The sequence below is a fragment of the Psychrobacter okhotskensis genome, assembly GCF_965638355.1.
Taxonomy (GTDB): Bacteria; Pseudomonadota; Gammaproteobacteria; order Pseudomonadales; family Moraxellaceae; genus Psychrobacter; species Psychrobacter okhotskensis.
In genome coordinates this window covers 1,875,228-1,898,410 of the sequence record NZ_OZ281822.1, presented here as the reverse complement: position 1 = coordinate 1,898,410, position 23,183 = coordinate 1,875,228, and the positions used below count along the sequence as shown (strand labels likewise).

19 protein-coding genes are annotated in these 23,183 nt (G+C 43.4%); 11 read left to right on the top strand and 8 right to left on the bottom strand.

Annotation, left to right across the window (positions count from 1 at the left end; all coding sequences use genetic code 11):
* Nucleotides 1-38: 38 nt before the first annotated feature.
* The 4 genes from purB to mnmA all read right to left on the bottom strand — a co-directional run bounded on the left by purB (nucleotide 39) and on the right by mnmA (nucleotide 5,172).
* On the bottom strand, nucleotides 39-1,430 hold the full coding sequence (purB, locus tag ACSUPM_RS07955) for an adenylosuccinate lyase (RefSeq protein WP_350588485.1): 1,392 nt from the start codon (nucleotides 1,428-1,430) through the stop codon (nucleotides 39-41).
* Between the two features lie 401 nt (nucleotides 1,431-1,831).
* Nucleotides 1,832-2,740: a hypothetical protein gene (locus ACSUPM_RS07950; protein WP_436879832.1), complete on the bottom strand. Its 909-nt coding sequence runs from the start codon at nucleotides 2,738-2,740 to the stop codon at nucleotides 1,832-1,834.
* A 164-nt stretch (nucleotides 2,741-2,904) separates the two neighbouring features.
* On the bottom strand, nucleotides 2,905-3,699 hold the full coding sequence (locus ACSUPM_RS07945) for a hypothetical protein (protein ID WP_201577679.1): 795 nt from the start codon (nucleotides 3,697-3,699) through the stop codon (nucleotides 2,905-2,907).
* Between the two features lie 354 nt (nucleotides 3,700-4,053).
* Entirely contained in the window at nucleotides 4,054-5,172 is a 1,119-nt protein-coding gene (gene mnmA, locus ACSUPM_RS07940; protein WP_436880324.1) for a tRNA 2-thiouridine(34) synthase MnmA, read from the bottom strand.
* Between the two features lie 392 nt (nucleotides 5,173-5,564).
* On the opposite strand from mnmA, the gene ispF reads away from it, so the two are divergent.
* From ispF to ACSUPM_RS07905, 7 genes are all read left to right on the top strand, one after another.
* Complete coding sequence (ispF, locus tag ACSUPM_RS07935; protein ID WP_037025748.1) at nucleotides 5,565-6,068, top strand: 2-C-methyl-D-erythritol 2,4-cyclodiphosphate synthase; 504 nt, start codon at nucleotides 5,565-5,567, stop codon at nucleotides 6,066-6,068.
* Between the two features lie 135 nt (nucleotides 6,069-6,203).
* On the top strand, nucleotides 6,204-6,554 hold the full coding sequence (gene grxD, locus ACSUPM_RS07930; protein WP_025653310.1) for a Grx4 family monothiol glutaredoxin: 351 nt from the start codon (nucleotides 6,204-6,206) through the stop codon (nucleotides 6,552-6,554).
* Between the two features lie 198 nt (nucleotides 6,555-6,752).
* Nucleotides 6,753-7,340, top strand: a complete 588-nt coding sequence (locus tag ACSUPM_RS07925; protein WP_350588353.1) for a hypothetical protein — start codon at nucleotides 6,753-6,755, stop codon at nucleotides 7,338-7,340.
* A gap of 66 nt (nucleotides 7,341-7,406) precedes the next feature.
* On the top strand, nucleotides 7,407-9,305 hold the full coding sequence (gene mnmG / locus ACSUPM_RS07920; RefSeq protein ID WP_025653312.1) for a tRNA uridine-5-carboxymethylaminomethyl(34) synthesis enzyme MnmG: 1,899 nt from the start codon (nucleotides 7,407-7,409) through the stop codon (nucleotides 9,303-9,305).
* Nucleotides 9,306-9,521: 216 nt separating this feature from the next.
* Nucleotides 9,522-9,731 carry a ChaB family protein gene (locus ACSUPM_RS07915; protein ID WP_025653313.1) on the top strand — a complete coding sequence of 70 codons (210 nt, stop codon included), beginning with the start codon at nucleotides 9,522-9,524 and terminating at the stop codon, nucleotides 9,729-9,731.
* A gap of 109 nt (nucleotides 9,732-9,840) precedes the next feature.
* Complete coding sequence (locus ACSUPM_RS07910; RefSeq protein ID WP_201577554.1) at nucleotides 9,841-10,800, top strand: AEC family transporter; 960 nt, start codon at nucleotides 9,841-9,843, stop codon at nucleotides 10,798-10,800.
* 66 nt (nucleotides 10,801-10,866) lie between these two features.
* Nucleotides 10,867-11,898 carry an ornithine cyclodeaminase family protein gene (locus ACSUPM_RS07905; protein ID WP_350588352.1) on the top strand — a complete coding sequence of 344 codons (1,032 nt, stop codon included), beginning with the start codon at nucleotides 10,867-10,869 and terminating at the stop codon, nucleotides 11,896-11,898.
* 270 nt (nucleotides 11,899-12,168) lie between these two features.
* Here the strand turns inward: ACSUPM_RS07905 and ACSUPM_RS07900 are convergent, their stop codons facing one another.
* The 4 genes from ACSUPM_RS07900 to katG all read right to left on the bottom strand — a co-directional run bounded on the left by ACSUPM_RS07900 (nucleotide 12,169) and on the right by katG (nucleotide 17,287).
* Nucleotides 12,169-12,315, bottom strand: coding sequence for a hypothetical protein (locus tag ACSUPM_RS07900; protein WP_156915630.1), 147 nt, complete (start codon nucleotides 12,313-12,315; stop codon nucleotides 12,169-12,171).
* A 30-nt stretch (nucleotides 12,316-12,345) separates the two neighbouring features.
* Nucleotides 12,346-13,365 (bottom strand): LLM class flavin-dependent oxidoreductase, encoded by a 1,020-nt coding sequence (locus ACSUPM_RS07895; RefSeq protein ID WP_025652793.1) that lies wholly within the window; start codon nucleotides 13,363-13,365, stop codon nucleotides 12,346-12,348.
* Nucleotides 13,366-13,861: 496 nt separating this feature from the next.
* Nucleotides 13,862-14,794: a LysR substrate-binding domain-containing protein gene (locus tag ACSUPM_RS07890; RefSeq protein WP_436879831.1), complete on the bottom strand. Its 933-nt coding sequence runs from the start codon at nucleotides 14,792-14,794 to the stop codon at nucleotides 13,862-13,864.
* 300 nt (nucleotides 14,795-15,094) lie between these two features.
* Nucleotides 15,095-17,287: a catalase/peroxidase HPI gene (gene katG, locus ACSUPM_RS07885; RefSeq protein WP_436879829.1), complete on the bottom strand. Its 2,193-nt coding sequence runs from the start codon at nucleotides 17,285-17,287 to the stop codon at nucleotides 15,095-15,097.
* An 822-nt stretch (nucleotides 17,288-18,109) separates the two neighbouring features.
* Here katG and ACSUPM_RS07880 point away from each other — a divergent pair.
* The 4 genes from ACSUPM_RS07880 (at nucleotide 18,110) to ACSUPM_RS07865 (ending at nucleotide 23,087) form a co-directional block, all read left to right on the top strand.
* Entirely contained in the window at nucleotides 18,110-19,933 is a 1,824-nt protein-coding gene (locus ACSUPM_RS07880; protein WP_201577670.1) for an AmpG family muropeptide MFS transporter, read from the top strand.
* 27 nt (nucleotides 19,934-19,960) lie between these two features.
* Nucleotides 19,961-20,821, top strand: coding sequence for a peptide chain release factor N(5)-glutamine methyltransferase (prmC, locus tag ACSUPM_RS07875; RefSeq protein ID WP_201583599.1), 861 nt, complete (start codon nucleotides 19,961-19,963; stop codon nucleotides 20,819-20,821).
* 47 nt (nucleotides 20,822-20,868) lie between these two features.
* The gene (locus tag ACSUPM_RS07870) at nucleotides 20,869-21,663 is read left to right on the top strand and encodes a HesA/MoeB/ThiF family protein (protein WP_201583601.1); all 795 of its coding nucleotides are present in this window, start codon (nucleotides 20,869-20,871) and stop codon (nucleotides 21,661-21,663) included.
* Between the two features lie 71 nt (nucleotides 21,664-21,734).
* Nucleotides 21,735-23,087, top strand: a complete 1,353-nt coding sequence (locus ACSUPM_RS07865) for an ABC1 kinase family protein (RefSeq protein WP_201577932.1) — start codon at nucleotides 21,735-21,737, stop codon at nucleotides 23,085-23,087.
* The last annotated feature ends 96 nt before the right edge of the window (nucleotides 23,088-23,183 follow it).

Sequence of the window (23,183 nt, the reverse complement as noted above, 5' to 3'; positions counted from 1 at the left end):
CGCTTCTTTAATTATTAGCAATTATTCATAGCTAATGATTAAAGCTTAGCAATCCACTCTTTAATCGTACGTGCTTGCTCAGCTGCATTACCGATATAGGTCGCTGGAGTTAGTTCACGTAGACGTGTTTTATCCGCATCGCTAACGGCTGCTAACTCGTCACTTTCAACGAATGTCAGCATCGCTTCGCGAGTCATGGCATTACCACGAGTTAAGGCTTTAAGTTTCTCATAAGGGTTCTCAACGCGGTAGCGGCGCATCACTGTCTGAATCGGCTCAGCCAATACTTCTTGTGCTTGATTAAGGTCGTCATTTAAGCGCTGTGCATTTAACTCAAGTTTGCTCACACCTTTTAAGCAAGCGTCAAACGCAATCATGCTCTGTGCCAGACCAACACCGATGTTACGTAGTACGGTTGAGTCTGATAAATCGCGCTGCATACGTGAAATCGGCAGCTTTTCACCCAAATGAGCAAGCATGGCATTAGCAACGCCTAGATTACCTTCAGAATTTTCAAAGTCAATTGGATTGACTTTATGCGGCATCGTCGATGAGCCCACTTCGCCGTCTTTTAGGCGCTGCTTGAAATAGCCTAAGCTAATATATTGCCAAATATCACGGTTAAAATCGATCAAGATGGTATTGAAGCGTCTTACTACATCAAACAACTCAGCAATGTAATCATGTGGCTCGATTTGCGTGGTGTAAGGATTAAAGGTCAGCTCTAAACGCTCATTAATGAATTGCTCAGCATGCGTTTGCCAATCAACATCAGGGTAAGCTGAGAAGTGCGCGTTATAGTTACCGACTGCACCATTGATTTTGCCCAACAGTTCAACGTCACCAATTTGTTTGATTTGACGGGCTAAGCGATAAGCGACGTTTGCCATCTCTTTACCGAGCGTCGTTGGGCTAGCCGTTTGACCATGTGTGCGTGACAACATGGGTTGATCAGCATGGGTAATCGCCAAATCAACGATGCTATCTGTGACTTGCTGCATTTTAGCAACGACGATTTCGCGGCTGTCTTTTAGCATTAATGCATATGATAGATTGTTGATATCTTCACTGGTACAAGCAAAATGAATAAACTCTAGGCTATCTTCTAACTGCTGATTCCCGCGAAACTTATCTTTAATAAAGTATTCGACCGCTTTCACATCATGATTGGTCGTCGCTTCGATGTCTTTAATCGCTTGCGCATCCGCTTCACTAAAACCATCAACGATGCTGTTTAAAAAGGCATTGGTATCGGTATCAAACGCCGCCAACTCACCAATCGCGCTATTATCTGCCAATGACTGTAACCAGCGAATCTCAACCGTTACGCGGGCTTTAATAAGCCCGAATTCAGATAAATAAGGGCGTAGGCTGTCAGCTTTAGAGGCGTAACGACCGTCAATTGGGGAGAGTGCGGTAAGGGGAGTCATAGTGATGCCTTAAAATTGAAATAAGTGAATCAATGCATAACCTAGCATGGATATTTTAGTCGCACAATTATACCCTGATTGGAGGTGAAATTTGGATAAAAATGAGGCGTGTTATCAATACTACAGAAAAATTTTTGTTCGAAGAGACTTTAGAGGATAAAAAGAGCTACATCTACTATGGTTTGTAATGACAATAAGATGCCATAACGATAGGTGTTAGGAAGTTTATTCTACAAAAGGATCGCTCAAAGAAAGAAATTACGTAGAAGGCGCGATGACAACGAAGTTGATCCAATTGAATTGAGATAAAGCTATCCTAGCTTGGATTGATCGGCAGTCGATTCAAATACGAAAAATAGAGTTTAGGAGGATCCAAACTCTATATATACGATTAATAAGGGTTAAGGGTTAGAGTTAGTCGCACCGTATTTGGTATTAAAGTAGAAAACTCGTTGAGCTCTTTCTGCAATTGAAAGTATTTTGGTCTTAACTGGAACATCATTTTTGCCTACCTTGGCACTATCGGTAGCGTAGTCATCAGAATTATAGGTTGGAACGGCTAATACTGAGGAGACAGTGGCATTGTTCACTCCAGCTTTTTGTAATGTGTCACTCATCACAAAATTGCTGACGGGCAAATTGGCGCGATTAGTCGGTATTATTCTATAAGCAATACATTGACCGGGGTTGACATTGACCAAGGTATCTTTGCTATATACTAAGTTGTTCTGCGAGGAAGGAAGTAATGTTGAGATACTACAATTATTTAAGGCCTGCTCTTTTTCTAACACTAAGGCCTTGTTTGCTTCAATTACTCTGCCAAAGTTATTGTTAGGGTAGCTATATTTATTGGAGGTAAAGCCAACTTGTTTATTGCCACTGGTAGTACGGATAGGATAGTCACTATTATTATCTTCAATAATACAGACAGAGTTTCTATTACCAATTTCTGTGACGGGTATAGTGAACCGATATACGCCAGCGTCAGCTGTTGTTAATGTTTGGGTGGCATAAGTCGTCGTAGGGTTATCACAATCATTTACTAGCCGAACTCTACTAGCGACGCTCCCTGTTTTAACTAAAACACCTGCTTCATTGCTATCGAATGTACCATTAAAATAATTACTATTACTGCTATAAGGAGCGCCTACCTTGTCTGGGTCAGCAGCGCTATCGCTGATACCACCGTTATCATTAAATACCGTACCAGAAAATATATAATTTAAGGGCTCGCTCTCTACTCCAAAGCTGATCCATTCGTTATACGTCTCACCAACCGTCTCTCCTGTCAAGCCGTTACTACCATTCATGATACCTTCATAAGTTAAGGTAACAGTGCTCGCATTTCTTACTGCCACTACGTAGTTACTGGCACTGTTTTCAATACCATAGCTGATATATTTACCACCATCGGCAATATTTGATGTTAAAGGAGGGTAGGTAGTCTGATTATTAGGGCTGGTTGAAGTCGATTTTATAATGTTTGAAAAGGTTGGCGTCGGCGGTAAAAAGCCAGTGGCACCGCTTCGAACACTGACTTCTCCACCCGTAGTGCTAGGTCTATATACATTACCGCCCTGATTGGTACCGTTAAGAAAGTCAAAACGATAAAAATATAGCTTATTGCCACTATTTTCGCGTAATTGAAATGAGGTTGTGGGTCGTTATAAATAAAGTTATTAGTGTTAGCTGGATCTCTTTTACCCATAAAATAATCCCCCATGGCTTCATAGTAATAGGGAACACTTGGGTTTGTTCTAACACTTGCTTGAACCGCTCGACTGTTTAAAGTGCTTTTAGTAAAATTTAAAGTATGTTGCGCAACCTCTGAGTTACCGCTGGTCGTGTAGCTGGCTTGACCAATCTTAATAGTATGGATAGCCGTGTTGTCATTAGGAGTAATGGTAAAGGTATAAGTAAATTTATCATTGCTGACATTAGTATCTGCAAGGTTGCTAATCTCTATACCATTGGTCCCTGTAGCTGGAAGACCTGTAGGCTTTATCTCAACATTACTTAGATAACCGCGAGTATTATTGTTAATACGTGTGAGCGTAAAACTACCAGTTGCACCTGAGCCAGCAGCTATATAAGTGCCAGAAGCTGTACCGTTTGATAGACTACGGCTGGTTACAGTAATAGTGCCCATATCTTGCGGTGCTGCGTATGCTTGACAAGAACCTATCACAATAATAAAGGCGATAGGATACTTCATAGGCATATTCAAAGTCTTTGCAGAATCAAAGATTGAGGAAAAACGATAGCTCATGAAATATCCTGAAGTAAATTAGACGCACTATTGTAAATACGACAGATGAGAGTATATGTCGCCATATCTATTTATAGCACAATTTCATAGAGTTACCGCGCAAAAACTGACTAAAGGGTAGTATTACTTAGATTAGCGGTAAGTGTGTTTATGTAAGATTTGTTATATAAATGTTTTTAGAGCGTGTTCTCATTTTAAAAATGGTCATAAAAATGAGATAAATTGCAGTCAAACGAGGAAAATAGCGCAAATAATATCGAGATATTAATCAGCTACTTAACGATGTTTGGCAAAAATTTAGCCATTTTCAGCCCATTTAGATACAATCGCTTGGATTGAGGACACGGCCTAGTATTAATTAAGGGTAGAAAGTGGCGCATCGATAGACTCAATCACGCCGCCGCCTAGACAAACCTCATCAATATAGAATACTGCTGATTGACCTGGGGTTACCGCCCGTTGTGGCTCGTCAAATACAGCTCTCACCTCCAAACCTTTATCATCAATAGCAAACACATGACAGGCTTGATCTGGCTGACGATAGCGCGACTTTGCCATACAATGTAAGCCTTCAGCGCTAAATATAGCTGCAGGAGGTAGACCATCGACCCAGTCAAGCTTATAAGCCTGCAGCTCATTGCTCAGCATCATTGGGTGCTCGTGACCTTGACCAACGATTAAGCGGTTTTTATCTAAGTCTTTTGCGAGTACAAACCATGGCTCTTCGGGACGGTCTTTGACCCCGCCAATACCGATGCCACCGCGCTGACCTAAGGTATAATACATAAGTCCATCATGGGAGCCGATAATGTGGCCATCGTCAGTGACGATATCGCCTTTTTGGGCAGGCAAGTACTGCTGTAAAAAGTCTTTAAAGCGGCGCTCACCAATAAAGCAAATGCCCGTTGAGTCTTTTTTATGAGCTGTAATTAAGTCGTGCTCTTCCGCGATTTGACGTACGACCGGTTTTTCAAGCTCACCAACTGGGAACAGGGTTTTGGCAATTTTGTCGCCGCCAACGGCATGTAAAAAGTAACTTTGGTCTTTATTGTTATCAAGACCACGTAATAGCTGCGCGACTTCCATACCATTGTCATTTTTGTAATTCACACTACGACGCGTATAATGACCGGTAGCGATATAATCAGCACCTAGAGTGAGTGCGTAGTCTAAAAACGCCTTAAATTTAATCTCTTTATTGCATAAAATGTCAGGATTGGGTGTACGTCCTGCTTTGTATTCCGCTAAGAAGTGCTCAAATACCCGATCCCAATATTCCATGGCAAAATTGGCGGTGTGTAGCTTGATGCCTATCTTGTCACAAACGGCTTGCGCATCGGCTAAGTCATCCATCGCTGTGCAGTATTCGGTGCCGTCATCTTCTTCCCAGTTCTTCATGAATAGACCTTCCACCTTAAAGCCTGCTTGCTGTAGCAAAACGGCAGACACGGAAGAATCGACCCCGCCTGACATACCGACAATCACATGTTTGCTGCTAGGATTGTCGATATCGGCAAGCGTCAAAGGGCGCTGGGCGCTGAAAGAATCAGAAACGGATATGCTTGAAGTATTTGGCATGACTGACATAGAACGGCTCAACTTTTTATACCTTGTCCAAATTTGAAATAAAGTTTGAAATACCACTGACCTCACTACAACGCCTTTAATAGGCTTAGTAAGTTGACAGGGTTATCTCATCGTTTAGACTTATCTCTTGGACTGGGTATTATGATAAAATAAGCGTCACATTATACCAGTTAATTTAAAACTGGTGGCGAGCTATACGGCCTGACTGCCAGAAAATAGCTTTGAAAATTTAGATAGTGATTGTCAATTATTTTAATCACGCTTAATTTGGAATAACAATGATAAAAATTGGTCAAGGTATCGACGTTCATGCTTTTCATAATAATGGTCAGCAGCAGCAATACGTCATCTTAGCGGGTGTGCTTATTGAGCATAGCCATAGTTTACTGGCGCATTCTGACGGCGATGTAGTACTGCACGCACTCGCGGATGCGCTGTTGGGTGCCTTGGCGCTTGGCGATATCGGTCAGCACTTTCCAGATACTGATGCGGCGCATGCGGGTCTGGACTCGCGAGTATTGCTACGTTATGTCTATAGCAAGGTACAAGCGGCAGGATATATGCTTGGCAATGCTGATATTACGGTGATGTGTGAGCGCCCAAAACTTGCCCCGCACAATCAGGCCATGCGTGAGAATATCGCCAGTGACTTGCAAACTGATATTGGACATGTCAGTGTCAAAGCCACAACGACTGAAAAACTAGGCTTTACCGGTCGGCAAGAGGGCATTATGGCCAATGCCGTGGTATTATTAGTGCCTAATGTCGTCGAAGCCAAATAACGATTGGCTGGACCAGTATATAGATTTTGCTTGTAATACCGTGGCAATCGCCCCATGTATCAACCATATCTTCATAGTACTATTTTGTCATATAAATAACCATTTCAATGAACCGCTTTATCAATAGGAGCTTTTATGAGTGAGCAAACCCCAAATACCGCTGCAAACGATGTTGAACAACTGATCCGTGATCAAATTAAAGACAATAAAGTCATTCTTTATATGAAAGGGACACCGCAGTTTCCACAGTGTGGTTTTTCTGCTAAATCGATTGAGGTACTTACCCAAATCGGTCGTCCATTTGCCTTTGTCAATATTTTAGAAAACCCAGAAATCCGTGCAACATTACCAAAAATTGCCAACTGGCCAACGTTTCCACAATTATGGATTGATGGCGAGTTGATGGGCGGTTCTGACATCATTTTACAAATGTATCAATCAGGTGAGCTTAAGCCGTTGGTTGAAGCAAACAGCCCTGCTGCTTAATATTTACTCGCATGATTAGACTAACTTAATGTCTAAACGCAAAGCGTGATATCAAAGCACAGTGAACCCGAATGACCTTTCTTAATAGATTAAAATGGTTATTCGGGTTTTTTATTGTCTGTGCAATTGATTGTTTTTATAGGTTTTAACCCCATATAGTGTTCAAGATAAATCCAGTTTATATAATAAGAGAGACTTATGAATAATCAATTAAATAATAATGAACTTACTGAACCACAAGTTGCTGATCAAGAAAATGATCAAAAAAATAAGCAACAAGAAGTGATCAAGCAAGCGGCTATCGAGAAGCGCCGTGAACACCTAAAAAATGAATCTACGCGTATTATTGATATTGCGGGCAATGAGCCGAATTCAGCACTTAAATGTATCCATCAGCTCAGTGTGGCAGGCGGTGCAACTGAAGCGACTTATGTGGCCATTGAGCAGCGTGTCGTTGCGGATCAAGACACGGCTGGTGCTTATCACCTAGCATTAATGGCACAAAATACGCCAGATTTGCCGATTGATGCGCGTCAGCTAATTGAATTGGTTGTCAATAAGGGTGATAACGATCAGCGCTTGGCATTACTCAAAAACTTACCACTGCCACCCGTTGAACTGATTAAAGGTCAGATCTTAGCCAGTGATGACGGTGATGCGATTGGGCAGATGAATGCCTACTTGCAGATTAATCCAGAGGGTTATGGTAGTCAGCATATGCTAGGTAGTGGTCACGCAGATCGTATTGTGCCGCTGAGTCCTGGTAATAATATGAATACCGACTAAAAATTGCTATAATTGGTGACTATTTTTCTCTATTTATATTGACGTTATCTGTCAAGCGAGGCATGCATGCAATATCCAAAACATTACGACGTGGTAGTTATCGGTGGCGGTCACGCCGGTACTGAAGCTGCTCTGGCGGCCGCACGTATGGGCGCGCAGACCTTGCTGTTGACGCATAATATTGAGACGCTGGGGCAGATGAGCTGTAATCCAGCGATTGGCGGTATCGGTAAATCACACTTGGTACGTGAGATTGATGCGTTGGGCGGTGCCATGGCATTGGCGACGGACAAAGCAGGTATCCAGTTTCGCGTATTGAATAGTCGCAAAGGCGCTGCCGTTCGTGCGACCCGTGCGCAAGCAGATCGCATTTTGTACAAAGCCGCCATTCGTGAAACGCTAGAAAACCAGCCTAATCTTGATTTATTCCAACAAGGTGCTGATGATATTTTGGTAGAAAATGGTCGCGCGACGGCGGTTGTCACCTCGACTGGCATTATCTTTAATACCGAAACTGTGGTACTGACTTCAGGAACCTTCTTGGGCGGTGTCATTCACATTGGTCTTGAGAACTCAAAAGGCGGACGCGCAGGGGATCAACCTTCGATCAAGTTGGCTGACCGTTTGCGTGAGCTTAAGCTGCCAGTTGGACGTTTAAAGACTGGCACACCCGCACGTATCGATGCACGTAGCGTTGACTTTAGTGTGATGACCGTACAGCCAGGCGATACGCCATTGCCAGTGATGAGTTATATGGGTGATGTGTCGATGCATCCTGAGCAGGTCAACTGCTATATCACCCATACCAATGCGCGTACCCATGACATTATCCGTGAGAATTTAGATCGCTCACCGATGTTCTCTGGCAAAATCGAAGGCGTGGGTCCACGTTATTGCCCATCGATTGAAGATAAGATTCACCGCTTTGCTGATAAAGACAGTCATCAAATCTTTATTGAGCCAGAAGGTCTGACGACGCATGAGCTGTATCCAAACGGCATCTCAACCAGCTTACCATTTGATGTGCAATTAGACTTTATTCATAGTATGAAAGGGTTAGAGAACGCGCACATTACCCGTCCCGGTTATGCGATTGAATACGATTATTTTGATCCGCAAAATCTAAAACCAACGCTTGAGACCAAATCTATTGATCGTTTGTACTTCGCAGGTCAAATCAACGGTACGACGGGTTACGAAGAAGCAGGCGTGCAGGGTTTGCTAGCAGGAACGAATGCTGCACTCGTCACTAGTAATAATAGCGAGTTTGAAACGTGGACACCGCGCCGTGATGAAGCCTATCTTGGCGTGCTTGTCGATGATCTGATTACACATGGCACGACTGAGCCGTATCGTATGTTTACTAGCCGTGCTGAGTATCGTCTATTGCTACGTGAAGACAATGCGGATCAACGCTTGACTGAAACGGGTCGTAAGCTTGGCTTGGTTGATGATGAGCGCTGGCAGGCTTACGAGCAGAAAATGGAATCTATCGCTACTGAGTCTGCTCGCCTAAAAGATATGTGGGCAACCCCTGCCAATGCTCTAGGGCAAAAAGTCACTGAGCAAACAGGCGAAGTACTTAGCAAAGAAGCAACTGCTTTTGATCTGCTCAAACGTCCGCAAATCCACTTTGCCGATATCGCTTCGATTACTGATTCGCAAGTCGATGCACAGGTGGGTGAGCAGATTGAAATTTCTGTCAAGTACGCCGGCTACATTGATCGTCAGCAAGAAGAGATTGATCAAATGAAGCGCTTGGAGAACACCGCGCTACCTGTTGATTTTGATTATAGCATCGTGTCAGGGCTATCAAATGAGATTGTGCAGAAGCTCACGCAAGTCCGTCCTGCTACACTTGCCCAAGCTGGGCGCGTGAGTGGAGTCACGCCTGCCGCCATTCAATTATTAGCCATGACCGTCAAGAAGCAGAAAAAAGTCGCAGCAGCTTTAAATTTGTCGTAAAACATCACTAAAAAAAGAACAATGAATAAAGAATGATAAAAAGAGCTCATAACGTTGTTTAGTTATGGGCTCTTTTTATGGTAAAGCGCCTAACAATATTCTTAACAATTTAAAAACAGCATAATATGGCTCTATTCTGTTTTGAGAACAAATAATAGGTAGAATAGAATGATTAAAGATGATGTCGATAGTCGATTACAGACAAGGAATGCTTTTATGCCTTATGATAAATTATCAGACTTACCGGATGCGGTAAAAGACAACTTACCCAAACACGCACAAGAAATCTTTCGTGCGGCGTTTAATAGTGCGAGTAAACAGTATGATGAGGAGTCACGTTGGTTTGCGACCGCATGGTCTGCCGTTGAGAATGTCTACGAAAAAAGTGCTGACGGTAAATGGGTCAAAAAACCAGACCATAAATAATTATGGGGTAGACGCCTTAACTTTCCACTATTTTGTCCAACCTATAATAAGTACGTGCTCATGGCTTTGACAACATAGCTTTGAGCATATTGCTGATCCGAGCTTATCTATGATCGAAGCCATTGTTTTTGCAATTACCATTGTACTGCCCAACCTTGCGTTAATGGGGTTGGGATTTTTTATGCAAACACGCGGCGAGGCAAGCCAGAGCTTTATCGATCAATCTTCAAACTTCGTCTTTAATTACTGTCTGCCTTGTTTGCTTTTCTTCAGTGTCGTCGATAGTAATGTGGATTATGGCAAGCAAATTACCCTGATAGTTGCTGGTATTTTAGTGACTTTTATTCTATTCATTGGGGCAGAGATTTACGCCAAGCATTTTGTCAGTCGTCCCGTAGATCAAGGAGTGTTTGTACAAGGTATATTTCGTAGCAATATGGCCATTATTGGACTGGCGACAGTTGCCAATGCCTACGGAGAGCGCGGTTTAAGTATTGGTGCGGTATATATGGGTGTGGTGACGATATTATTTAATATTTTAGCTGTGATTACCCTCAGTCGCGTGTCGAAAAGCGTGGACGATACGTGGGTTAGTCGTAGCACCATGATCATCAAAAAACTCTTTACCAATCCATTAATCATCGCTTTACTAGCTGCCTTTGCTTATAAGGCGTTGCCGCTACCACCGATAACAGGTGTGATTCATACGACTGGCGACTTACTAGCGGCCGTAGCATTACCATTAGCACTGATTTGTGCAGGCGCCAGTATTGACTTAAAGTCGATGCTACATCCTTCAGGATTATCCATGCAAGCCAGTATTGGCCGTATCGTCGTCGCGCCAATAATCGCTATCGCAGTAGGATTGAGCTTCGAGCTAACGGGCGTTCATATGGGCGTGCTGTTTTTGATGGCCGCCTCACCTACAGCGGCCGCCAGCTACGTGATGGCAAAAGCCATGGGTGGCAATGATGTATTAGCCGCCAATATCTTAGCGTTTACCACCGTCGTAGGCATGTTTGGCATGGCGATTGGTGCGGCGATGTTACGTGCTTTAGGGTGGATGTAGTGGTTGTTTTAGCATGATAAGATAAGAGAGCAGTTCAATAATAAAATATAAACAGGAGCTATGTTAATGCAATTATTAAATCAAGCGGTAGTGACCGAACATCTTAATATGCAAGCTGCGATTGAAGCGATTGAAACCTTGTTAACTCAGCAAGCAGCACACTCTAATTGGGTTAAAGCACCTGAACGTTTGGTTATCGAGACGTTTAGTGAAGATAAGCTTCACAGTTCAGGCTCGCATTTATCGATGCCAGCCACGATTTATGATGGTGAAAAAGAGTATACCGCTGTCAAGCTCGTCACAATTTGCCCTGATAACCCTAGTCGTGATATGCCAACGACCACCGCTATTATTACCGTCTCTAATAATGATACGGGTGAAATATTAGCGATTATGGATGGTATCTATATCACGCAGGTGCGCACGGCCGCCTTATCAGGTATCGCTACTAAGTATATGACAAAGTCTGACTGCCAAAGTGTAGCTGTCGTTGGCTGCGGCGGCATGGCTTACGAGCAACTGCATGCCGTACTGACAGTGCGCCCCGATATTAAAACGGTCTATTTATGGAACAGAAACCACGAAGGAGCCGAGCAATTTAAGATAAAATTTGCTCGTGATTATGCGCAGTGGGATGTTGACATTCAGGTTTGCAACGAAATCAGTGAGGCTGTTCGTCATGCGGATATCATTAACGTAGCGACCCGTGCAACCGAAGGTTTATTTAGTATCGATCAAATAAAATCTGATGCGCATATCAACGCGGTTGGTGCTTATCAACCTTCAATGAAAGAAATCAGCAATGATGTCATAGCTGGCAGCAGTAGGGTTGTCGTTGATGACTTGGCCGGCAGTCGCCATGAGGCTGGCGATTTGATTCAAGCGCATGCTGCTTCTGATTGCGTATGGACTTGGGATGACCTTAGTGGCGATTTGCAAGCGCTGGTAACGAGCGAGCTAAAAGAAGATACGACTCAGTCTAAAAAAGGCATCACGTTATTTAAATCGGTGGGCGCGGCTAGTTTCGATGCGGCAGTCGCTTTATATGTCGCTAAGCAAGCTGCAAAACAAAACCTCGGCTCATCAGTTGATTGGTGATACGTTTTATAATAGACCAATCAGGGTGTGTCTTCGCTTCAATTTATAGTCATTTAAATGTGATAAAAACGATTAAACGTTGCTAAACGGCGTCAAATAGCTGGTTGATATTTCAATAGTATCTACACTATTTTTCTTGTTTAAAGGCAATTTATTGCATGTTTATCACCATTTTTAAAATGAAGTCATCTTTCGTAAAAGCGCTATATATTTATTAGCAATAAAAAAGCCCTCTTTTCAAATAAGAAAAGAGGGCTTTTGACATTAGCCTTAGTTATCTCTATCGCGCTTATCTTCACGGCGCTGTTTGCGTTTTGGGCTGGTACGATACGTTAAATATCCACCAACAACCATAACGGCGATAAATGCTGCGATGTACAAAAATATTGATGAACCAATAAAAGCAGAGGGTTCCATGACCATAATCTCATTAAAAGTTATCAATAATTATGCAAGTGCCGCTGCCGATTGTAAAGTAAACAAGTTTAGCTCAGGTGTAAGTTCAAGTGAACGCAAACGCGCTGCTTGATTATGAACGTTGGCCGTTACAATCAACTCATCTGGCTCATATTGGGCCAGAAAATTAGCCAGTTTGGGCTTGACCGTTTCAACAGAGCCGATGAACGAGATCGATAGCGCGTTGTCTACCATCATCTTCTCTGCTTGACTCCAAATACTATCCATATCGTGGGTTGGTTTTGGCATTTGCCCTGTTTCACCTCGGCGTAAACGCACAAAGCTCTGCTGTGCTGAGGTAAAGTGATAATGGGCAGTTGCATCGTCATCAGCCAGTAGTAAGTTCGCTGCCACCATCACATAAGGCTTGTCTAAATAGGCTGACGGCTTGAACTGCTCGCGGTAAGTTGTGATAGCTTGACTGAGCATTTGCGGCGCAAAATGCGAGGCGAACACGTAAGGCAGTCCTAAATGTGCGGCCAAGGTCGCACCAAAAAGTGAAGATCCGAGTATCCAGATAGGAATGTTTGATTTGGCGCCAGGGAATGCTTGCACAGGACTGTTGTCAGTTGAATTTCCTAAGAAGTACATTAATTCTTGCACGTCTTGCGGGAAGCGTTCAGCGTCGCTCATCTGCCGACGTAGCGCCTGAAAAGTCGCCCCATCTGTACCAGGAGCGCGGCCTAAGCCTAAGTCAATACGGTCGCCATATAACGCTTGTAATGTGCCGAATTGCTCAGCGATCACGAGCGGTGCATGGTTAGGAAGCATCACGCCGCCTGCGCCAATACGTATTCGCTTGGTTTGACTACCAATATGCGCTAGCAGCACCGAGGTTGCTGCACTCGCAATACCGGGCATATTGTGATGTTCTGCCATCCAATAACGGTTTAAGCCGACTTTTTCTGCAAGCTGTGCGGTCTCAACCGTCTGGGCGATACCTTCAGCAATGGTATGACCTTCAGGAACGGGGGCTAAGTCTAAAAAGGATAAAGGAATTGTGTTACTCATAGATCACCTGTGTTTCTAACGCCGCTTTTTAACGACATTATTATATTTGTATTTGAGGGTGGTAAGGATAAACGGCAGCAGTGCTTATTTGTGAATGTGCAACAAGTTGTGAATGTTCAACAAACTCTAAATAAATAGTGGCTTTTCATGTCGAAACAATATTGAAAGTACAACAAGGCCAGTTCATCGTTGCTAGTGGTGTAAGGTTGCGATGTGCTACCCGTTTAATAGTTATTATGATGGGGCAGTTGCGGGCAATATCAAGGTCAAAAGTTAGAACGATAACAAATCTTAATAATCTAATAGCGTGTACAGATTAGAATATTTAGCCGCTTTTAGTCCATTTAGTCGTGTTGGTTCTTATTGAAGGCACGTCTTTTTAGGCATAAAAATTAACGGCATCGCTATCTATTGATAACGATGCCGTCAGTCTGTACTGTCTGATATTTATTAAAATGTTTACAGCGAGGGTAAAAACAATGATTAAGCAGATAGCCTATTCTGGATTAAATTGCTTTTGGCATAATTTCATAAAAGCGCGCCCGTATTGGCGGATTTCTGCATCATCCCGTACCGCCATCCAACTGGTAAAGCGCCCGAAATGATCCACCGGAATCGCCGTTAAGTTCTGATAATGGCTTGGCTCAAAAGCCATCTCGGCTATAATACCAATGCCTAAACCAAGACCAACATAAGTGCTAATTACATCAGCATCGAGCGCTGCTAAAACAATATCTGGCTCAAGACCTGCATCCGTAAAGGTTTTATCAATCGCACCGCGTCCGGTAAAACCACCATGATAGGTAACAATTGGATAGCTGGCGAGGGTCGGCAAATCAATAGACTCGTGACTGGCAAGCTCATGATCGCTTGGCACAATAACGCGATGCGTCCAGTCATAATAGCGATAACAGCGCAGATAGTTATTATGGAGCAACGACTCGGTTGCAATACCGATGTCAGCTTGCCCGCGTATCACCATCTGGGCGATGGTCTCAGGATCAGCCTGTTGCAAGATTAAATTCACTTTAGGAAAACGTTCTTTAAATTCTTTGACCACTTGCGGCAATACATAACGTGCCTGCGTATGAGTAGTGGCAATGGTTAAGGTACCGACATTGGGGTTGTTAAAGTCGAGGCTTAGATTCTCAATCGTACGGATTTCAGCAAAGATAGACTCGATATGCGGCATGAGCGCTGTGCCCATGGTCGTCAGACCGGTCAAACGCTTGCCTTGACGCACGAATACTTCAGTTTTTAGTTGGTTTTCAAGCGCTGCGATATGCTTGGATAAGCTTGATTGACTGGTGTGCAGTACTGTCGCCGCTTGGCTTAAGTTATAGCCATTAATCACCGTATGCCACACCGTCTCCAACTGCTTGAGCTGAATTTGCAAGTGCCGCTGATTGACCACTACGTCGATTGCCATAACTGAATCCTATTGTATAAATATACAAACCCTGTCTGTATATAAAAGTAAAAACCTACGAATATGCCGTAAGCGACCAGTGTAAATCAAATCTATTATTCTTGTATATAATAAATAGCTATCAATTAATAATAATTGGGAATATAGAAATTGTAATCTAATTGCTAGCGAGTTTTGAAATTTCAATAAAAGTGCATTATTCAAAAAAAACAGCTACCTTCTAAAAGATAGCTGTTTGTAAAGTTTGGATTTAATTATTAAGGCAAACCTTAGTGAACATGTCAAACTGAGCACAGAAGGTTAGTCAGCGATATCAAAACGATCGGCGTTCATTACTTTACTCCAAGCGCCGACGAAGTCATGAACGAACTTCTCTAAATTGTCATCCTGCGCGTATAGCTCAGCATAAGCGCGTAGTATAGAGTTGGAGCCAAACACTAAGTCCACACGGCTCGCTTGCCATTTCGTTTTTCCAGTGCCACGTTCGCGTACTTCATAAAGGTTAGAGGTGTTACGAGCATCGTCGCTGGTTTTGATAGGATGCCAAGTGTTATTCATATCCGTCAGATTAACGAAGAAGTCATTGGTAAGCACGCCAGCACGCTCAGTAAAGACGCCATGTTGACTCTGACCATGGTTGGTATCGAGAACGCGCATACCACCAATCAATACCACCATCTCAGGAGCAGTTAAGCCCATCAACTGAGTGCGATCCAGCAGCATCTCTTCAGGTGATACCGCGTAGTCGCCTTGAACCCAATTACGATAGCCGTCGTGTAAGGGCTCCAAATCTGCAAAAGATTCCGCATCGGTCATTGATGCGTCAGCATCACCGCGACCTGGGTTAAACGGTACTGTAATGTCTACGCCGGCATCATTAGCTGCCTGTTCAAGAGCGGCGTTACCACTCAACACAATAAGGTCTGCCAAGCTAACGTCTTTATCAAAGCCAGACTGGATGCTGGTTAACGTCTCGAGCACACGTTGCAATTGCTCAGGCTCATTGCCTGCCCAGTCTTTTTGCGGGGCAAGGCGAATACGCGCACCATTGGCACCGCCGCGATAGTCTGAAGCACGGAAGGTTCGGGCGCTATCCCAAGCAGTGATAATCAACTCTCGGCGGCTCAAGTCACTGTCTAATATTTGCGATTTTAAAGCTGCAATATCATCAGCGGTTAAGTCAGTATTGCCTTTAGGAACGATATCCTGCCATATGAAGTCCTCGCTTGGCACGTCTGCGCCTAAGTAGCGAGCTTTTGGACCTAAATCACGATGCGTTAGTTTGAACCACGCTTTGGCAAAGACCTCATCGAAGTACTCTGGATCTTGATGGAATTTCTCTGAAATTTCACGATAGATAGGGTCTTTTTTTAGCGCCATATCGGCATCGGTCATGATTGGGTTGCGGCGTACGCTTGAGTCATGCGCATCTAATGGGCGATCTTCTTCACGAATATCGGTAGGCTCCCATTGCCAAGCGCCTGCTGGGCTTTTGGTTAGCTCCCAGTTATGACCTAAGAGTAACTCAAAATAATTGTAATCCCATTGGGTAGGATTGGTCGTCCATGCACCTTCGATACCGCTCGATACCGTATCGCCTGCATTGCCACTACCTTTAGGATTGCGCCAGCCTAAGCCTTGTTCGGCGACATCAGCTGCTTCTGGCTCATCTTCTAATATCGTCGCATCACCATTACCATGACATTTACCAACGGTATGACCACCAGCGGTCAACGCCACGGTTTCTTCATCGTTCATCGACATACGAGCAAAGGTCGTACGCATATCTTGCGCTGTTTTGAGCGGGTCAGGGTTGCCATCGACCCCTTCAGGGTTGACATAAATCAAGCCCATTTGTACCGCTGCTAATGGGTTTTCGAGTGACGCACGATCTTCATCGCTATCGTAACGGTTTTCTGTAGCGGCGAGCCATTCACGCTCAGAGCCCCAGTAGATATCTTTTTCTGGATGCCAGATGTCAGCACGACCACCAGCGAAACCTAGGGTTTTAAAGCCCATTGACTCATAGGCCATGTTGCCTGCCAAAATCATTAAGTCAGCCCAAGACAGTTTATTGCCGTATTTTTTCTTGATAGGCCATAGTAAGCGACGCGCTTTGTCTAAGTTGACGTTGTCAGGCCAGCTGTTCAATGGCGCAAAGCGTTGATTACCAGTGTTGGAGCCGCCGCGGCCATCAGCACTACGATACGTACCAGCCGAATGCCATGCCATACGAATCATCAAACCACCATAATGCCCCCAATCTGCTGGCCACCATTCTTGTGATTCAGTCATTAAGTTTTTCAAATCTTGTTTGACGGCTTCTAGGTCGAGCTGCTTAAAGGCCTCAGCATAGTCAAAGTCCGCACCCATGGGATTAGTCTTTTGATCTTGCTGATGTAAGATGTCCAAGTTCAAGCTGTTCGGCCACCAATCAATTGCTGTAGAAGCAGCAGTAGTGTGTGCTTGATGCATGACAGGACAGCCGCCCATACTAGGGCGCTGCGGCGCATGCGTATGGTCTACGTTTTCACTATGAATCGTCGGACCTTTATCATCACCTTGGTCATAAGTTGTGTTAGTGGCGGCACCATTATTGTTATTGCTTTCATGATCGATAGGGCAACGTGCAGCGTTTGGGGTCGCATTTTTGTCAGCTGAGCTGGGGGGTCGAGTTGGACATTGAATAACTCCTGGGCGGTAGTGAGAGAAAGGAAAAATAGCTAGCTATGGTAATTTTTAGAAGTGACGTTTATTAGTAGTGAAGCTTGCTGATATATGTATGCCTATACGTGAAGCATAACTAAGTACCATGTATTTATAAAACTGATATATAAGAATCATAAGTTTTAAATAACCAATCATAAGCGGTTTTAATTTTTTGTCCTACTCAATATGCTGTAAACGCCATTCCCCCTTATCAATAACGCCACTCGCGTTGATTTCATTCTTTTTATATACAAATAGGTTAATAGTTAACGACTTACTTATTTACTTATTTTTAACATCATAAGAAGCATAAGAAAAAATCAGGATAAATTTACCCTTCATTGCAGACTATCACATTCCATGTGGCGACTGTGAAATAGCATTTTTGACGAAGTGCTGTCTATGATAAGTTAATGCAAAAATATCTAGTCAAGGTAAGCGTTCTCAAGTACCATAATTGAATTTTGTGGTAATGCTCGTTTTGTGCAACGCTGAGCAATTTTTATCAATCCTTGTTAGCGACAGCTGATAGCGGGTTTTTGCTATAAATGATTGATAAAAATTGTGCGTAGTTGTGTTTTTTGTTTCAAGTTTTGGTGAGTTATTATGTCTGCTGTCAAATCTGCTCCGCCAGTCGCGGAAAAATCTTGGTCTGAAGCGTTAAAGTCTTTTTCAGATATTCGTGTCATGATAATTCTTTTTCTTGGTTTTTCAGCGGGTGTACCTATTCTGTTGGTTTTTTCGAGCTTATCATTATGGCTCAGTGAAGCAGGTCTTGAAACAGGCGTTATCACGATGTTTGGTTGGGCTGGACTTGGCTATTCCTTTAAATTTATTTGGGCACCCTTGATTGACTCTATGCCACTACCTTTTTTAACCAAATGGTTAGGACGGCGTAGAGCGTGGATGTTTATCTCCCAACTACTGATCTTGCTGGCAATTTTTACGATGGCAAGTGTCAACCCAGTTGTAGACAATGTACTTTGGTTAATGGCGCTTGGCGCAGTTTTATTAGGCTTTTCATCCGCGACGCAGGATATTGTTGTGGACTCTTATCGTATTGAGCTTGCAGGTGCTGAGATGCAGGCCACTTTATCTTCGATATATGTCGCAGGTTATCGTATAGGGATGATTGTTGCTGGCGCAGGCGCTCTTTATCTAGCGACTTATTTTGGCTCGTCTGAAACGTCGTATAGCTATGAAGCGTGGCGTAATACGTATTATACGATGATGGCGGTTATGTCGGTCGGATTGCTGACGACGTTCGCCATCTATGAGCCTACAGCAGAATCATTGAATCTAAAGAAGCAAAAAAGAAATTTAAAGATTTTTTCTGTTTATGCTGCTTTTTTGTTGATTCCGGGTATCGTCTATGGCGTACCAGTGTTCCTTAGCACTTTTTTCACTAGAATACTAAATATACCTTTAACGTTAATACCTGTTGAATATTTGCCCACGATAAATACGTACTTCTTGATTGTAATGGCATGTGCCCCATTTTTGTTAGTCTATTTTATTTTGAACCAACCTAAAATAGTCAATAAAGTGGCTTCAGCAGTGCAGACACGTAATGATAATATTAGAATATTATTCCTATTTATCTTATCAGTGCTGGCATTCATAGGCGCGTTTATATTGATTGGCAAGATATTTGAGAGCCCTGAAGGCGTATTATTAAAGTTTTTGTTAGAAGTCGTGAGACTACTTGGTAGCTTAGCTGTAGCCATCGTTGTAGGCTATGCATTGATAGCCGTTGGGCTGGCAAAAAAAGCTGTCGCTAAGCAGTTATGGGTAGAGCCTATAGCAGATTTTTTCCGCCGATATGGTAAGCAAGCAATACTGCTGCTATTGCTCATAGGGTTTTACCGTGTATCTGACATAGTAGCGGGTAATTTATCAAATGTTTTTTACGCTAAAATGGGTTTTACCAAAATTCAAATTGCTGATGCGGTAAAATTTCTTGGGTTATTTATGACAATTGCAGGGGGATTTTTGGGTGGTCTTATTGCTCAAAAAATGAAAATGATGCATGTCATGCTAATTGGTGCTATAGCGTCAAGTGCAACTAACTTACTATTTATTTTATTGACCTATCACCCAGGCGATATGAACTATATGTATATGGCAGTTGTTATTGATAATTTGGCGGCAGGCTTTGCTACTGCAGTATTTATTGCCTTCTTATCTGCTTTGACCTCTGTGAAATTTACTGCGGTACAGTATGCGATATTTTCATCGCTAATGACTTTATTTCCAAAAGTATTGGGTGGATATTCGGGTGGTATTTCAGATAATGTTGGCTTCGCAAACTTTTTCTTGATTACTTTTTTAATTGGTATTCCTGTGTTAATACTGATTTATTTAGTTGATAAACATGTCGTTATTGGTAGTAATGACGATCCAGTCGAACCACCTATTAAACTGGAGTAATTAATCCTAATAAGTGAATAAATACATATGACTCATCTAAGTAGTATTAGGGCTATCAAAAATAGTTTAATTGAAGATGTATCCAAATATTGGGTAAGAGCTTGGCTTTTGCATATAATACAAAAACCAAGCTCGTTTTTAATTACTGACGACGACTACCAGCTAACTGACAGTGAGCTTGAGCAATTCAATGCTGGCGTGACCAAGATGCAGCAGGGCACACCTTTAGCGTATTTGACGGGTCAGCAGGAATTTTGGTCGCTGAACTTTCACGTTAATGAACATACCTTAATTCCTAGACCTGATACCGAAATACTAATTGAGCAAGTATTAAATTGGATAAAATCTCAGCCAAAAAGTAGCGATTATGACAATACACCGAAGCGCTTGCTAGATCTGGGAACAGGTTCAGGCTGTATTGCCATTAGTTTGGCGCATGAGTTAAAGCACAATAATTGGCAAACGGTCGCGGTCGATGTCTCAACAGAAGCGCTTAAGGTGGCACATTCTAATGCTGCTATGAATAGGGTTGCCGATGTTGATTTTATACAAAGCAGTTGGTATAGCGAGCTATCCACTGATTGCGAACGGTTATTTGATGTGATTGTCTCCAATCCTCCTTATATCGATGAGGCAGATGAGCATTTAGCACGCTTAATAGCGGAACCTATCAGTGCGTTAAGTGCGCCTAATCAGGGTCTTGCCGATATAGAGCACATCGTACAACAGGCACCGAGATATTTACGTGTAGGTGGGTTGCTAGCGATTGAGCATGGCTTTGATCAAGGAGCGGCAGTACGTCAGTTATTTTTGGACAATGGCTTTAATGCTGTCCATACTGTGCAAGACTTTGGTGGTAACGATCGTGTAACGCTAGGGCAAATTTAATAGTTGGATTTTTTTAACAGTTTTTTAATAATAGGTTTTAAATGGCTATGTCGCATTCATTAAATGCAGGGCAGTTGTTGGATGAAGAGCTGCTGCGTTATGCGCGGCAGATACTACTCGATGGCTGGGATATCAATGCTCAATTACGCTTAAAAGCATCGCGCGTCGTTATGATTGGTGCAGGCGGGCTGGGTTGTCCGGCTTCTGAGACGCTAGTACGTGCAGGACTTGGGCACCTTCATCTGATAGATGATGATGAGATTGAAGCCAGTAATCTGCAACGTCAGACGCTGTTTTTACCTGACGACATTGGCAAATCCAAGGCGCTAGCAGCGGCGCAGATGTTGACATGCATTAATCCTTTAATTCGTGCTCGTGGTACGGTGGCTCGATTGAGTGAAGACAACGCTTATGAGCTACTCGATATGGCGACAGCTAAGCCTGACTTACTGCTCGATTGTACCGATAATTTTGCCACGCGTGATATGATTAATCGCATTAGCGTGCGCTACCAGATTCCCTTACTATCTGCCTCAGCGATTGCGATGCAAGGGCAGTTGGCGTTATATGAGCCGCATCTTCATACCGGCTGCTATCATTGTGTGTTTGGTTCAGTAGCCGTTGATGCCGTAGCTGATGAGCGTACTTGTGCCAATTCAGGGGTACTAGCCAGTACCACGGCCATCATGGGAAATTTGCAAGCCAATGCTGCCTTGCAATATCTGGGATTAACCAAAAATCCACTGACAAACAAGCTGCTGATATGGGATGGTAGTCAAATGCAGCAACGGCTGATGGGCTATCGTCAAGATTCACAATGTCCCGTATGCGCCAGTCATTAGCAATGGCTCAATATTGAGCTTTTGCAATCATCTGTTCCCAAATATTTCTTTTATTACCATAGTTGTTTCTTATGAAAATTCATCGTCCGCATTTATTAAAACATACGTTTAATGTCGTTAATCGTGTTCGCCAGACAGCGAGTGTCGCTGGTCTGTCTGCACTCAGAGTGGCTAAAGGCGAGAAGCCAGATGCCCAACTGCTAAAAGAAACCTTTGAGCAGTTGGGCACGACCTATATTAAAATCGGCCAATTTATCGCTAGTACGCCGTCATTGTTTCCACGTGACTATGTCAAAGCATTTCAGAGCTGTTTGGATCAAACCACGCCTTTATCCTACGCCTATATCGAAAACGTATTGAATGAAGAGCTAGCTGTTGATGGCATGACGCTGGATGATAAGTTTGCTCATATCGACCCAGAACCATTAGCCTCAGCCTCCATCGCTCAAGTTCATGCCGCTCGTTTGCATAATGGCGATGAGGTAGTATTAAAGGTGCAAAAGCCGGGCGTTGAGACCATCATGCAGACAGATTTGGGTGTATTGCATGGCGTCACTAAGTTAGTTGAGCTACTCATGCCATCGATGAAGTTTGCCAGTATTGCACCCATTATTGATGAAATTCGTTTGCGTATGCTGGCTGAGACGGACTTTATCGCTGAGGCGCAAAACATCCGTGATTTTCAGCAGTTCTTAGCAGTATCAGGAAATACCCGCGTGGTGGCGCCAGCGGTCTATGAGGCGCTGACGACCAAGCGCGTGCTAACCATGAGCCGCTTATACGGCGTCTCCATGGTCGATGAGTCGGTAATGCGTCAATATTGTGCTGATCCGGCACAAGTAATGGCAGATACCTTGAATACTTGGTTTGCCAGTCTAATGTTATGCAATAGCTTTCACGCTGATTTGCATGCGGGTAATTTGATGCTGCTAACCGATGGTCGTATTGGCTTTTTGGATTTTGGTATCGTTGGGAAATTAAAAGCGGAGAGTTGGCGCGCCTGTATGGGTATGATGCAAGCGATGCAGGACAACGACTACCAAGCGATGGCACGCCATATGATTGATATGGAGATGACCCATGGCGGCAATCAGGTCGATGTGGTGGCACTGGGTAATGACTTGCAGCGTATGATGAAGACCATTATGGCAGAAGACAAAGCCTTTACCAGCGGTGTGCCTTTCAATAGTAAAGAGCAGGCCGATGAATTGAATCAAATGATGCTAGAGATTGTAGATGTCGGTAAGCGTCACGGTATTCATTTCCCGCGTGATTTTGCCTTATTAACCAAGCAGATGCTCTATTTTGACCGTTTTATGCGCACGCTGGCGCCTGATATGGATATGTTTAGTGATCAGCGGGTACAAATGCTAGGACAGACAGAGGGTCAGTCGAACACCTCAACCACACTGCAAGTGTCTTAAGTTTCAATCGTGTTATTGATTATTGATCAGACACTGCTTTTGAATCATTCACACTGTTTAATACAATGGATTGTGTGCTAACCGCCACAAGCTGGC

Coding starts and splice junctions, on each gene's coding strand:
- purB (WP_350588485.1), bottom strand. CDS start 1,430: ATGACTCCCCTTACCGCACTCTCCCCAATTGACGGTCGTTACGCCTCT.
- ACSUPM_RS07950 (WP_436879832.1), bottom strand. CDS start 2,740: ATGAATGGTAGTAACGGCTTGACAGGAGAGACGGTTGGTGAGACGTAT.
- ACSUPM_RS07945 (WP_201577679.1), bottom strand. CDS start 3,699: ATGAGCTATCGTTTTTCCTCAATCTTTGATTCTGCAAAGACTTTGAAT.
- mnmA (WP_436880324.1), bottom strand. CDS start 5,172: ATGTCAGGCGGGGTCGATTCTTCCGTGTCTGCCGTTTTGCTACAGCAA.
- ispF (WP_037025748.1), top strand. CDS start 5,565: ATGATAAAAATTGGTCAAGGTATCGACGTTCATGCTTTTCATAATAAT.
- grxD (WP_025653310.1), top strand. CDS start 6,204: ATGAGTGAGCAAACCCCAAATACCGCTGCAAACGATGTTGAACAACTG.
- ACSUPM_RS07925 (WP_350588353.1), top strand. CDS start 6,753: ATGAATAATCAATTAAATAATAATGAACTTACTGAACCACAAGTTGCT.
- mnmG (WP_025653312.1), top strand. CDS start 7,407: ATGCAATATCCAAAACATTACGACGTGGTAGTTATCGGTGGCGGTCAC.
- ACSUPM_RS07915 (WP_025653313.1), top strand. CDS start 9,522: ATGCCTTATGATAAATTATCAGACTTACCGGATGCGGTAAAAGACAAC.
- ACSUPM_RS07910 (WP_201577554.1), top strand. CDS start 9,841: ATGATCGAAGCCATTGTTTTTGCAATTACCATTGTACTGCCCAACCTT.
- ACSUPM_RS07905 (WP_350588352.1), top strand. CDS start 10,867: ATGCAATTATTAAATCAAGCGGTAGTGACCGAACATCTTAATATGCAA.
- ACSUPM_RS07900 (WP_156915630.1), bottom strand. CDS start 12,315: ATGGAACCCTCTGCTTTTATTGGTTCATCAATATTTTTGTACATCGCA.
- ACSUPM_RS07895 (WP_025652793.1), bottom strand. CDS start 13,365: ATGAGTAACACAATTCCTTTATCCTTTTTAGACTTAGCCCCCGTTCCT.
- ACSUPM_RS07890 (WP_436879831.1), bottom strand. CDS start 14,794: ATGGCAATCGACGTAGTGGTCAATCAGCGGCACTTGCAAATTCAGCTC.
- katG (WP_436879829.1), bottom strand. CDS start 17,287: ATGGGCGGCTGTCCTGTCATGCATCAAGCACACACTACTGCTGCTTCT.
- ACSUPM_RS07880 (WP_201577670.1), top strand. CDS start 18,110: ATGTCTGCTGTCAAATCTGCTCCGCCAGTCGCGGAAAAATCTTGGTCT.
- prmC (WP_201583599.1), top strand. CDS start 19,961: ATGACTCATCTAAGTAGTATTAGGGCTATCAAAAATAGTTTAATTGAA.
- ACSUPM_RS07870 (WP_201583601.1), top strand. CDS start 20,869: ATGTCGCATTCATTAAATGCAGGGCAGTTGTTGGATGAAGAGCTGCTG.
- ACSUPM_RS07865 (WP_201577932.1), top strand. CDS start 21,735: ATGAAAATTCATCGTCCGCATTTATTAAAACATACGTTTAATGTCGTT.